The organism is Faecalibacterium taiwanense (assembly GCF_036632915.2).
GTDB classification, from domain to species: Bacteria; Bacillota; Clostridia; order Oscillospirales; family Ruminococcaceae; genus Faecalibacterium; species Faecalibacterium taiwanense.
The window spans coordinates 1385874-1398545 of sequence record NZ_CP155552.1; the positions used below are offsets into that span (position 1 = coordinate 1385874).

Annotated in this window: 11 protein-coding genes; all 11 read left to right on the forward strand. The window is 56.3% G+C overall.

Annotated elements, in window-relative coordinates; genetic code table 11:
- Nucleotides 1-490: 490 nt before the first annotated feature.
- The 11 genes from coaD to dnaG all read left to right on the forward strand — a co-directional run bounded on the left by coaD (nt 491) and on the right by dnaG (nt 12654).
- The gene (coaD, locus tag PXT33_RS07020) at nt 491-997 is read left to right on the forward strand and encodes a pantetheine-phosphate adenylyltransferase (protein WP_044953444.1); all 507 of its coding nucleotides are present in this window, start codon (nt 491-493) and stop codon (nt 995-997) included.
- A 79-nt stretch (nt 998-1076) separates the two neighbouring features.
- Nucleotides 1077-2294 carry an acetyl-CoA C-acetyltransferase gene (locus PXT33_RS07025; protein WP_005940168.1) on the forward strand — a complete coding sequence of 406 codons (1218 nt, stop codon included), beginning with the start codon at nt 1077-1079 and terminating at the stop codon, nt 2292-2294.
- A gap of 122 nt (nt 2295-2416) precedes the next feature.
- The gene (locus tag PXT33_RS07030) at nt 2417-3202 is read left to right on the forward strand and encodes an enoyl-CoA hydratase-related protein (protein ID WP_097774828.1); all 786 of its coding nucleotides are present in this window, start codon (nt 2417-2419) and stop codon (nt 3200-3202) included.
- A 42-nt stretch (nt 3203-3244) separates the two neighbouring features.
- A complete protein-coding gene (locus PXT33_RS07035) occupies nt 3245-4117 on the forward strand; it encodes a 3-hydroxyacyl-CoA dehydrogenase family protein (protein ID WP_005940172.1) in 873 nt (290 codons plus the stop codon).
- A gap of 104 nt (nt 4118-4221) precedes the next feature.
- Nucleotides 4222-5397 carry an acyl-CoA dehydrogenase family protein gene (locus PXT33_RS07040; protein ID WP_005940174.1) on the forward strand — a complete coding sequence of 392 codons (1176 nt, stop codon included), beginning with the start codon at nt 4222-4224 and terminating at the stop codon, nt 5395-5397.
- 17 nt (nt 5398-5414) lie between these two features.
- A complete protein-coding gene (gene acrB, locus PXT33_RS07045; RefSeq protein WP_332376203.1) occupies nt 5415-6197 on the forward strand; it encodes an acryloyl-CoA reductase electron transfer subunit gamma in 783 nt (260 codons plus the stop codon).
- Between the two features lie 21 nt (nt 6198-6218).
- The gene (gene acrA, locus PXT33_RS07050; protein WP_097774831.1) at nt 6219-7313 is read left to right on the forward strand and encodes an acryloyl-CoA reductase electron transfer subunit beta; all 1095 of its coding nucleotides are present in this window, start codon (nt 6219-6221) and stop codon (nt 7311-7313) included.
- Between the two features lie 613 nt (nt 7314-7926).
- Nucleotides 7927-8865, forward strand: coding sequence for a CAP domain-containing protein (locus PXT33_RS07055; protein ID WP_332376204.1), 939 nt, complete (start codon nt 7927-7929; stop codon nt 8863-8865).
- Nucleotides 8866-9066: 201 nt separating this feature from the next.
- Nucleotides 9067-9687 (forward strand): YigZ family protein, encoded by a 621-nt coding sequence (locus PXT33_RS07060; RefSeq protein ID WP_097781924.1) that lies wholly within the window; start codon nt 9067-9069, stop codon nt 9685-9687.
- A gap of 167 nt (nt 9688-9854) precedes the next feature.
- The gene (locus PXT33_RS07065; protein WP_332376206.1) at nt 9855-10853 is read left to right on the forward strand and encodes a deoxyguanosinetriphosphate triphosphohydrolase; all 999 of its coding nucleotides are present in this window, start codon (nt 9855-9857) and stop codon (nt 10851-10853) included.
- A 25-nt stretch (nt 10854-10878) separates the two neighbouring features.
- A complete protein-coding gene (dnaG, locus tag PXT33_RS07070) occupies nt 10879-12654 on the forward strand; it encodes a DNA primase (protein ID WP_154258718.1) in 1776 nt (591 codons plus the stop codon).
- The last annotated feature ends 18 nt before the right edge of the window (nt 12655-12672 follow it).

Sequence of the window (12672 nt, forward strand, 5' to 3'; positions counted from 1 at the left end):
AACATAAAGGAATTGTAAATTTATCATTTACTCTTCCTGCACGGACAAATCTTTGCAGGATGTTTACCACCTGTTGGCAATTTGAACACAGCTCTGACACAGGCGGATGATATCCTGATAACCAGCAGAAGGCAGCTGTCGGACAGGGCAGCAGATCTGCACAACTTAGTTATAACATTAACAATGTGTAGAATCAATAGTTTATCGAGAAAATTTTGACCGACTGGCAATATGGACAAAATTCGCGGAGTTTTTGGACGATTGTTTGGTGCTGAAAAACCAAAATCTTTGCAAAAGGACTTGATAAAATTTTGACGATATGGTTTACTTATAGCGTAGCAAGCAGCTGCGATGCAACACGACATTGATTGTTTAAATTTTAACGATAAAACGTACAGCTTGCACAAAAATCTTGCACCCAAGACTGGAAAGTGCTATCATGGCAGAACCAAAACGCGCTTTTCACAGCGCTCAAGGAGGACACCAGACGATGGCAACAGCAGTTTATCCCGGTTCGTTCGATCCGGTCACAAAAGGGCATCTCGATATCATCAAGCGCGCAGCAAAGATCAACGATCATCTGATCGTGGCGGTGCTCAACAACAGCGCAAAGAATCCGCTGTTCACCGTGGAGGAACGCGTGGAGCTTCTAAAGGAATGCTGCAAAGGCATCCAGAATGTTTCGGTGGAGAGCTTCGACGGCCTGACCGTGGAGTTCGCCAAGAAACGGCACGCTTCGGTGATGGTGCGGGGCCTGCGGGCGGTGACGGATTTTGAAAACGAGATCCAGCTTGCGCAGACCAATCATGCACTGATGCCCGGCATCGAGACCATGTTTCTGGCAACGAGCATCAAGTGGAGCTACCTTTCTTCCACCATTGTAAAAGAGGCAGCTTACTACGGCAGCGACATCGGTAAGTTCGTCACACCCAATGTGGAAAAGGCGGTCAACGAAAAGTATGCGCTGATCCGGCAGAAAAAAGACCCCGAGACCTAATTTGTAAAAGCGCTTACGGGCGTTTTGATAAAAATGGCTTACGAAAAGTAACACATACACAATTCAGGAGGCTATTCACATGAAAAAGATCGTTATCGCATCTGCATGCCGTACCGCTATTGGCAAGTTCGGCGGCACTCTGGCAAACGTTCCCGCAGTTGAGCTGGGCTCCATTGTCATCAAGGAAGCCCTGAACCGTGCAAACGTCGCACCTGAGCAGGTCGATCATGTCTACATGGGCTGTGTCATTCAGGCTGGTCTGGGCCAGAACGTTGCACGTCAGGCTGCTCTGAAGGCTGGTCTGCCCATCGAGACCCCGGCTGTCACCGTCAACGTGGTGTGTGGCTCCGGTCTGAACTGCGTCAATATGGCTGCTCAGATGATCGAGGCTGGCGATGCTGATATCGTGGTCGCAGGCGGCATGGAGAACATGGACATGGCTCCCTTCGCACTGCAGAAGGCTCGTTACGGCTACCGCATGGGCGCTCCTATGGGCAAGAGCGAGATCGTGGATACCATGGTCAACGATGCTCTGTGGGATGCCTGCGGCTTCAACAAGCACATGGGCATGACCGCTGAGAATGTCTGCACCAACGAGACTTATCAGAAGAAGTACGGCTACAGCCCCATCACCCGTGAGATGCTGGACGAGTTCTCATACAACAGCCAGCTGAAGGCTGACAAGGCCATCAAGGACGGCGCTTTCAAGGACGAGATCGTTCCCGTTGTGATCAAGGGCAAGAAGGGCGACACCGTGTTCGATACTGATGAAGGCCCCCGTCTGAGCGCTCCTGAAGTGCTGGCAAAGCTGAAGCCCGCTTTCACCAAGGACGGCATCGTGACCGCCGGCAACTCTTCCGCCATCAATGACGGTGCTGCTGCTCTGGTCATCATGAGCGAGGAGAAGGCTAAGGAGCTGGGCGTGAAGCCTCTGGCTACCTGGGTCGCCGGTGCTCTGGCAGGCGTTGAGCCCGAAGTCATGGGCCTGGGCCCCATCGCCGCTACCAAGAAGGTCATGGCAAAGACCGGCCTGACTGTTGCTGACATGGATCTGATCGAGGCCAACGAGGCATTTGCTGCTCAGTCTGTGGCTGTCAGCCAGGCTCTGAACTTTGATATGAGCAAGGTGAACGTCAACGGCGGCGCAATTGCTCTGGGCCACCCGGTCGGCGCTTCCGGCGCTCGTATCCTGGTCACCCTGCTGTATGCTATGAAGCATCGCGGTGCACACAAGGGCCTGGCTACCCTGTGCATCGGCGGCGGCATGGGCTGCGCTACCATCGTTGAGATGGACTAAGTTCCACCTCTTGGAATCCTGACTGAATGACAGACCCGGACGGGGAAGGAAACCGGAGAGCCTTTCCTCCATCCGGGGGCTGTTTGTGATAATTGATAAGATTTGAATAGGAGGTTTTCACAATGGCATTTGTAAAAACCGAGGTGCAGGGTGCAGTTGAGATCATTACCATCGACCGCCCCAAGGCACTGAATGCCCTGAATCCCGAAGTTCTGGCAGACCTGAAGGCAGCTTTTGAGGCTGTGGATCAGGAGACTGTCCGCTGCATCGTTCTGACCGGCGAAGGCGACAAGAGCTTCGTGGCAGGTGCAGATATCGGTTCCATGAGCACCATGACCAAGGCAGAGGGTGAGGCCTTCGGCAAGCTGGGCAATGATGTGTTCCTGATGATTGAGAGCTTCCCCATCCCCGTTATTGCAGCCGTGAACGGCTTTGCACTGGGCGGCGGCAACGAGCTGGCTATGAGCTGCGACATCCGCATCTGCTCTGACAACGCTGTGTTCGGCCAGCCGGAAGTGGGTCTGGGCATCACCCCGGGCTTCGGCGGCACCCAGCGTCTGGCACGTCTGGTCGGCATGGGTATGGCAAAGCAGCTGGTCTACTCTGCACTGAACATCAAGGCGGACGAGGCTCTGCGCATTGGTCTGGTGAACGCTGTGTATCCTCAGGCTGAACTGATGGAGAACGTGCTGAAGCTGGCCGGCAAGATCGCAAAGAATGCACCCATCGCTGTACGCAACTGCAAGAAGGCAATCAACGGCGGCATCAGCCTGCCCATCGAGAAGGCTGTTGAGGTCGAGGAAAAGCTGTTCGGCAGCTGCTTCGAGACCCACGACCAGAAGGAAGGCATGGCCTGCTTCCTGAGCCGTGAGAAGCCGAAGCCCAAGGCAGTGTTCACCAACAACTAATCCATTACTACATAATTTTTGATATTAAAGGAGAGGTTTCCTATGAAGATCGGTGTTATCGGCGCTGGCACCATGGGCCAGGGCATCGCAAAGGCATTTGCACAGGTTGAGGGCAACACCGTTGCTCTGTGCGACATCAAGCAGGAGTGGGCCGAGAATGGTCTGGCAAAGATCAAGAAGGGCTACGAGAAGCTGGTTGCCAAGGGAAAGATGACGCAGGAAAAGGCAGACGCTATCGTTGCTGCCATCACCCCGGGCCTGAAGGAAGACCTGTGCGCTGACTGCGATCTGGTCGTTGAGGCTGCTTTTGAGGATATGAAGGTCAAGCAGACCACCTTCGGCGAGCTGGATAAGATCTGCAAGCCCGAGTGCATCTTCGCTTCCAACACTTCTTCTCTGTCCATCACCGAGATCGGCAAGGGCGTTAGCCGTCCGCTGGTCGGCATGCACTTCTTTAACCCCGCAGACCGCATGAAGCTGATCGAGGTCATCGCAGGCTGCAACACTCCCGCTGAGACCGTTGAGAAGATCAAGGAGATCTCTGTTGCCATCGGCAAGCAGCCGGTTCAGGTCAATGAGGCTGCAGGCTTCGTCGTCAACCGCATCCTGATCCCCATGATCAACGAAGCTGCTTTCATCAAGATGGAAGGCGTTTCCGATATCGCCGGCATCGACACCGCTATGAAGCTGGGTGCCAACCACCCCATGGGTCCCCTGGAGCTGGGCGACTTCATCGGCCTGGATATCTGCCTGGCCATCATGGATGTGCTGTACAAGGAGACCGGCGACAGCAAGTACCGTGCCTGCCCGCTGATCCGTAAGATGGTCCGTGGCGGCAACCTGGGCTGCAAGAGCGGCAAGGGCTTCTACGTTTACAACGCAGACCGCACCAAGACCCCTGTTGACCAGCTGTAAATTCTGATAAACGTTTCTCCCGACCGTGGAAAAGCGGCCGGGAGGAATTTGTTTGCACCGGGCAATTCCGGTAAATGAAAAAGACCCGTTAGGAGGATATAGCGATGGATTTTACTCTGTCCAAGCAGCAGCAGATGGTACAGAAAATGTACCGCGAGTTTGCTGAGAACGAAGTCAAGCCCCTGGCAAAGAAGGTTGATGCGGAAGAGTACTTCCCCAAAGAGACCGTCGAAAAGATGGGCAAGCTCGGCATGATGGGCATTTATTTCCCGACTGAGGTCGGCGGTGCAGGCGGCGATGTGCTGTCCTACGTCATGGCAGTGGAAGAGCTGAGCAAGGTCTGCGGCACCACCGGTGTCATCGTCTCTGCTCACACCAGCCTGTGTGCTGCTCCTATTTATGAAAATGGTACTCCCGAGCAGAAGGCAAAGTATCTGCCCAAGCTGTGCAGCGGTGAGTGGCTGGGTGCTTTCGGCCTGACTGAGCCGGGTGCCGGCACCGATGCACAGGGTCAGCAGACCTTTGCAAAGCAGGACCCCGAGACCGGTGATTGGATCCTGAACGGTTCCAAGATCTTCATCACCAACGCCGGCTACGCAAACGTCTTTATCGTTATTGCTGTCACCGATATCGTGCCCGACAAGAAGGGCCGTCCCACCAAGCAGTGCTCCGCCTTTATCGTGGAGCGCACCGACCCGGGCTTCTCTGTCGGTAAGGCTGAGGACAAGATGGGCATCCGCGGTTCTTCCACCTGCGAGCTGATCTTTGAGGACTGCCGCATCCCTGCTGACCGTATGCTGGGTGTGCGTGGCCGCGGCTTCCAGCTGGCTATGGCTACTCTGGACGGTGGCCGTATCGGCATTGCTTCTCAGGCTCTGGGCATCGCCGAGGGCGCTCTGGAAGAGACCGTTGCTTACGTCAAGGAGCGCAAGCAGTTCGGCCGCAGCATTTCCGCATTCCAGAACACCCAGTTCGAGCTGGCTGAGATGAAGGCACGCGTTGAGGCTGCAAAGTATCTGGTCTACGCTGCTGCTCTGAAGAAGCAGGAAGCAATGGACGGCAAGAAGGTTCGTTACAGCGTCGAGGCTGCTCAGGCAAAGCTGATCGCAGCCCGCACCGCAAGCGATGTGACCCGCCGCTGCCTGCAGCTGTTCGGCGGTTACGGCTACACCCGTGACTATCCCATCGAGCGCATGATGCGTGATGCCAAGATCACTGAGATCTACGAGGGCACCAGCGAAGTGCAGATGATGGTCATTTCCGGCGCGCTGCTGAAGTAAGGGAGGCAAGAGTTACAATGAAAGCAATTGTTTGTGTAAAGCAGGTTCCTGATACCTCCGGCAAGGTGTCCGTCAAGCCCGATGGCACTCTGGACCGTGCTTCGATGGCTACCATCACCAACCCTGATGACCTGAACGCTCTGAAGCTCAAGGACGCTACCGGCTGCGAAGTCGTTGTTGTTACCATGGGTCCCCCGCCGGCAGAAGGCATGCTGCGTGAGCTGCTGGCCCGCGGTGCAGATAAGGCTGTTCTGGTCTCCGGCCGTGAGTTCGGCGGTTCCGATACCTTCGCAACCAGCCAGATCCTGGCTGCTGCCGTCAACAAGATCGGTGTCGGCCCCGAGGACGTTGTGTTCTGCGGCCGTCAGGCAATCGATGGCGATACCGCTCAGGTCGGTCCTCAGATCGCTGAGAAGCTGCACCTGCCTCAGGTCACCTATGTGGCTGACATCCAGAAGGATGGCAACACCCTGACCGTGAAGCGTATGCTGGAGGACGGCTACATGATGGTCAAGGTACAGACTCCCTGCCTGCTGACCTGCATCAAGGAGCTGAACCAGCCCCGTTACATGAGCGTGAACGGCATCTTCACCTGCTACGACAAGCCGATGGAAGTGTTCGATTACAACGCACTGAAGGACGATCCGCTGATCGAGGTCGATACCATTGGTCTGAAGGGTTCTCCGACGAACGTCTTTAAGTCCTTCACTCCTCCGCAGAAGGGCGCAGGCACCATGCTCAAGGGCGACGATACTGCCGCACAGCTGGCTGGTATCCTGGCCAAGAAGCACCTGATCTGATGAAAGGAGCATAGGATTACAATGGCTGATTTTAACGAATACAAAGGCGTATGGGTCTTCTGCGAGCAGCGCCAGGGCGCATTGATGCCCACTGATTTCGAGCTGGTGAGCGAGGCCCGCAAGCTGGCTGATGAGCTGGGCTGCGAGGTCACCGGTCTGCTGCTGGGCGACAACGTGGAAGGCATTGCCAAGGAGCTGGGCGGCTATGGTGCCGATAAGGTCATGGTCTGCGACAGCCCCCTGCTGAAGGATTACACCACCGATGCATACGCTAAGGTCGTGTGCGACATGGTCAACGAGTACAAGCCCGAAGTCCTGCTGATCGGTGCAACCAACATCGGCCGCGATCTGGGCCCCCGCTGCGCAGCTCGTCTGCACACCGGCCTGACCGCTGATGCTACCCATCTGGACATCGACACTGCAAAGTACATCGATTTCCTGAAGGAGAGCTCCACCATCGACCTGTCCAAGCAGAAGTTCGATATGGAAGACCGCAACCTGAAGATGACCCGTCCCGCATTCGGCGGCCATCTGATGGCTACCATCATCTGCCCCCGCTTCCGTCCGCAGATGTCCACCGTCCGCCCCGGCGTTATGAAGAAGGCTCCCTTCGATCAGGCCAAGGCTGATGCCTGCCAGATCGTGAAGCCCGCATTCGCTCTGGCTGCTGAGGACATCAAGACCGAGGTCCTGAGCGTTGAGAAGGCCGCTGAGAAGCTGGTCGATCTGATCGGCGCAGACGTGATCGTCTCTGTCGGCCGCGGCATCAGCAAGGATGTCCAGAAGGGCATTGAGCTGGCTGAGCAGCTGGCAGCTGCTCTGGGCGGCGGCGTTGTGGGTGCTTCCCGTGCCGTCACCGATGCAGGCTGGATGACCGCTGACCATCAGGTTGGTCAGACCGGCAAGACCGTGCACCCTAAGATCTATGTTGCTCTGGGCATCTCCGGCGCTATCCAGCACACCGCTGGTATGCAGGACTCCGAGTGCATCATCGCTGTCAACAAGAATGAGGGCGCACCCATCTTCGGTGTTGCCGACTACGGCATCGTGGGCGACCTGTTCAAGGTCGTGCCCGAACTGATCAAGCAGATCGAGGCAGCAAAGGCTGCTCAGTGATCGACTGACGCGAGATCTTTTTATAGCATAGCCTGAATTGTGGGAGGGCGGCTCTTCGGAGCCGCTCTTCTTTTTATGTAAGGAATACGGCACAGCACAGATGGCCCTGAAAAGGCTGCCTGTGCTGTTTTTTGTTGCAGAAAGTACAGCCAAAGGCCGGCTGCAGCCCAGAAAAGGGCTGCGGGAGGGGGGAGTGGAACGGAAAAGCGCACACAAAAGTCTGTTACACTTTGAAATATGCATATAAATAAATAAACATACAGAAAAATGCATGAAAAACATTGCAGAAAAGGTGTAGAAAAATAAAATGCAACACGTCAAGTGTGACGAAACAATCCTGAAAACGGTGAAGTGCAACACAGACGTAACAAATTTACGATATCTTGGATGAACCTGTTGCGCTTGTGAAACGTTTTCGGAACGGGAAATTTTGATTTTTTTGCATTTTCTCTCAAAAAATCGACAGAAACCCCTTGACGATGAGATGCTATTGTGATACTTTTGTTGCACAAAAGCAACACATTTGAAACGGAAGAGTTGCAAATGTGTTGCAGTACGCATTCACATGAATGCAAAAAAGCTTTTATATACAAAAGCTTACGGAGGATGTCTTATGAAACTCGAGATGCGCACCCTGAAAAATATCGCAGCAGCAGCTATGACTCTGGCTGTGGTTTTTGGTGCTGCATCTCTCAAACCCGTTACTGCAAACGCAGCTGAGGCTTCGGGTTCTGCCTCCATCGAAGAAGAAAATTCCTACATCAGCTTTCAGGACGAAGCTTATCAGAACGAGTTCCTGCGCCGCGTAAACAACGAGCGCGTAAAGGCTGGCCTGAAGCCCGTTCAGCTGGGCGACAGCAACCACAATAGTGCCGCTCAGGAGCGCGCTAAGGAACTGGCCTCTTCTTATTCCTACGTTCGTCCCAATGGCCAGCGCGATTTTACCATCTTCGCCGAGAATGGTATCGACGATGCGTCCGTTGGCGAAAACTACATGGCGGGCGTTTCTACCCCCGATGCAGCGGTGGATCAGTGGATGAACATTGATTTTACCCGTGAGCGCATCCTGAACGCAGACGCGACCACCATGAGCGTGGGCCACTACGAAGGCGGCGTTTACAACAACTACTGGGTGCTGATCTTCTCTTGCCCCGAAAACTCTTACACCAGCAACTACCGTCAGGAAGTTCTGAATCTGGTCAATGCCGAGCGTGCAAAGTACGGCCTGCAGCCCCTGGTCATGGGCGATGCAAAGCTCACCGCAGCTGCTCAGCAGCGCGCCGAAGAAATCGCAACCGTCAATTCTCACGTTCGTCCCAATGGTACCAAGTGGTACACTGTTCTCAGCGAGTACGGCGTGACGGATGCCGCTGCTGGCGAGAATGCCGCATGGGGCAGCGTTTCTCCTGAAGAAGTCGTGAATGCCTGGATGAACTCCGAAGGCCATCGCGCAAATATTCTGGACCCGGAAGCCCGTGCAATGGGTGTTGGTTACTACTACAACAGCTCCAGCACTTGGGGCCATCAGTGGATCCAGCTCTTTACCAAGTAATCATCGTAATCATATGCTTTCTTCAGAAAAATCGGCTGGGCCGCAGGGCTCAGCCGATTTTTTGTTGCGCTTTTTTCTGGCAGAGGACATGCGGGCAGCAGTACAGGAAGCTGGCCTTGACACAAAAACGTATGCGGCAGTGGTTGCACAACGGACGATTTATGTTATACTTGTTTTGAATAACATGCAGGAGGAACCACAGTGGAGGATTACCGCACCATCCATGGCACGGCCACAGGAGAATACGAAGAAAAGAAGAGCCGCTTCATTGCGGCGCTGTCATTTGCGGACAGCGAGGAAGCTGCCGTTGCATTTCTGGAACAGGTGCGTGCGGCCAACCGCACCGCCCGCCACAATGTGTATGCCTACCGCCTGAGGGAAGGCAACCGGGAACGCTATTCAGATGATGGTGAACCGGCCAAGACGGCGGGCACACCAGCGCTGGAGGTGCTGCAGCACAGCGGCCTGACGGATCTGATCGTGGTGGTGACCCGTTACTTTGGCGGCGTGCTGCTGGGCACCGGCGGCTTGGTGCGTGCATACACCACGGCTACGGCCCGTGCACTGGAAAATGCCGAGGTGGTCACGGTGCGCAGCGTGGTGGAGCTGCGCGTGACGGTGGATTACTCCCTTTATGAGCGTGCATCGCTGCTGATCGATGCGGCGGGAGCAAAACAGGCCGCGCCGCAGTTCACGGATCGCGTGGCCCTGTGCTGGCAGATGCCGGAACACACCGAAGGCCCGCTGCTGGAACAGCTGCGGGAGCTGACGCGCGGCAGCGCGCAGGTGACGGTATCCGACCCGTTCTACGCACCGTTCTGAACCCGGCAGCGGCAAAAATAAAAAAGCAAGCATTATTTTGCGAACCGACAGGCTTTTTCCCCCTTCGACAAAGCGGGTGTGCTACAATTGCCGCAGACGCAGCAATTGGGATCGGCTGTGCCGAAACAGAGAGGGGGAATGGCGACAAAAAGGGAGGGCGACTTTGTATGGATGTACGTCAGCGCACAGAAGAGATCGAACATATGACCTTCGCGCCGTGGGCTACCTTCAGCGACCAGAGCCGCGGCCGCATGCTGCCGGAAGAGCAGGACCCGATCCGGCCGGTGTTCCAGCGTGACCGTGACCGGGTGCTGCACTGCAAGGCGTTCCGACGGCTCAAACAAAAGACGCAGGTGTTCCTCTCGCCGGAGGGAGACCTGTACCGCACCCGACTGACCCATACGCTGGAGGTCTCGCAGATCGCGCGGACCATTGCCCGCGCCCTGCGGCTGAACGAAGATCTGACCGAAGCGATCAGCCTTGCCCATGATCTGGGCCACACGCCGTTTGGCCATGCCGGGGAGCGCGCGCTGAATGAGCTGTGCCCGGACGGCTTCAAGCACTACATGCAGAGCCTGCGTGTGGTGGACAAGCTGGAAAAGGACGGCCGGGGCCTGAATCTGACGTGGGAGGTGCGCAACGGCATCGTGACCCACACAAAGGGCACCTGGGCGGCAACGCCGGAAGGGCGCATCGTGCACATGGCGGATCAGATCGCCTATGTGAACCACGACATTGAGGACGCGGTGCGCGCCGGTGTGCTGGACCCGGCCACCCTGCCGAAGGACTGCACCGCCGTGCTGGGCCAGACAAAATCTGCCCGCATCACCACCATGATCAACAGTATCCTTGCCAACAGCGATGGGGATGTGAAGGTGGGCGCAGAGGAAAACGAAGCCTTCCTTGCGCTGCGGGATTTCATGTACGCTACCGTGTACGTGGACAAGACCGCCAAGCGGGAAGAGCAGAAGGTGGACAAGGTGATCGGGGAACTGTACGATTACTACCTGAACCATGTGGACCGGATGTCCAATTTTTACATCCAGCTGGCTTATCAGGAGGGCAGAGAACGTGCAGTGACTGATTACATCAGTGGCATGAGCGATGAATTTGCCATCCGCACTTTTGAGGAATTGTTTGTGCCCCGGAAGTGGCATGTCCTATAAATCCGAAAGGTCGTTTGAAAGATCCATGATCCCACACGAATACATTGAAGAACTGACCCGCCGCACCGACATTGTGGAGCTGGTGGGCAGCTATGTGCAGCTCAAGCGCAAGGGACGTTTGTATGGCGGCCTGTGCCCCTTCCACAGCGAAAAAACGCCCTCATTCTACGTCTACCCGGACACCCAGAGCTTTTACTGCTTTGGCTGCGGCGCAGGCGGCGATGCCATTACCTTTACGAAAAAGATCAACAGCATCGATTACCCGGAGGCCGTTAAGCTGCTGGCAGCGCGGGCCGGTATGCCGGAGCCGCAGGAGGACGACAAAACAGGCCGGATGCGCAGCCGCATCCTCTCCATGAACAAGGAGGCGGCACGGTTTTTCCACGCCTGCCTGAACTCCACCGTGGAGGAAGCCCGGCAGGCCCGTGCCTACTGGCGGCGGCGCGGTCTGGACGACAAGACGATCGTCCGGTTCGGGCTGGGCTATGCGCCCAACGACGGACAGGCGCTGTATCAGTTCCTGCGCGATAAGGGCTACAATCAGCAGGAGCTGGATGCCAGCGGCCTGTTCAAGCGCAGCGCGTCCGGCCGCATCTACTGCCTGTTCTGGAAGCGGGTGATGACCCCCATCTTTGACCTGCGCGGCAACATCATTGCGTTTGGTGGGCGCGTGCTGGACGATTCCAAACCGAAATATGTCAACAGCCCGGAAACGCTGGTGTACCACAAATCAGAGACGGTGTTTGCGCTGCAGATCGCAAAGCGCAGCGCGGTGCGTCGGTTCGTGCTGTGCGAGGGCTACATGGACGTGATCAGTATGCATCAGGCAGGCATCGACACAGCAGTGTGCGCCTGCGGCACGGCCCTGACCCCGGAGCAGGTGCGGCTCATCAGCGAGTATGCTGACGAGGTGATCCTGAGCTACGATTCGGACGAAGCAGGCCAGAAGGCCACGCTGCGCTCGCTGGAACTGTTCCGCAACAGCCCGGTAAAGGTGGGCGTGCTGCAGATCCCCGGTGCAAAGGACCCGGACGAGTACATCAAAAAGTATGGCGCAGAGCGATTCAAGGCCCTGCTGGACGGTGTGGGCAATGCACTGGACTTCCGGCTGGGCCGTCTGCGCAGCCAGTACGATCTGGCACAGGATGCCCAGCGGCTGGAATACGTGAAGGAAGCTGTGAATATGCTGGCAGAGCGCTCCAACCCTACCGAGCAGGAAGTGTATGCGGGGCGTCTGGCTGAGGAGACCAACATCTCCAAAACAGCTATCATGACCCAGCTGGAGACCGCCGTGAAGAGGGCGGGCAGCAAGCACCGCTGGGAGAAAAAGCAGCAGGCGCTCAAGTCCGGTGAGATGAATCAGATCAACGTGCCGTACAGTGCGGGCGGCAGTCAGGCGCTGGGCATTGCCAGTGCACAGCAGCGGCTGCTGGCGGCGATCCTGCGGGAGCCGCACTATATCGATCTGGTGCAGGGGCAGCTGACCGCAGAACAGTTCGTGCTGCCGCAGCAGAAGGAGCTGTTTGAAGCCATGCTGCGCTGCCGACAGGAGGGCATTGAGATCAGCCTGACCACGCTGCGCGCTTTTGTAAGCGAAGAAGCGCTGAATGAACTGAGCCATCTTGCGGCACAATACAGCGATGTGAATTGTACGCCGGATGATATCCGGCTGTATCTGGACCGCATTGCCCGGGGGATGCCCATGGCAGGCAAGGCGGCGCATATGTCCAATGAGGAACTGAGTGATTACCTCCAGTCGATGCGCGAAAAGAAGCAGGGAAATGTGCCTGTAGAAGAATGATCCCCCGCTTTCCCCTCC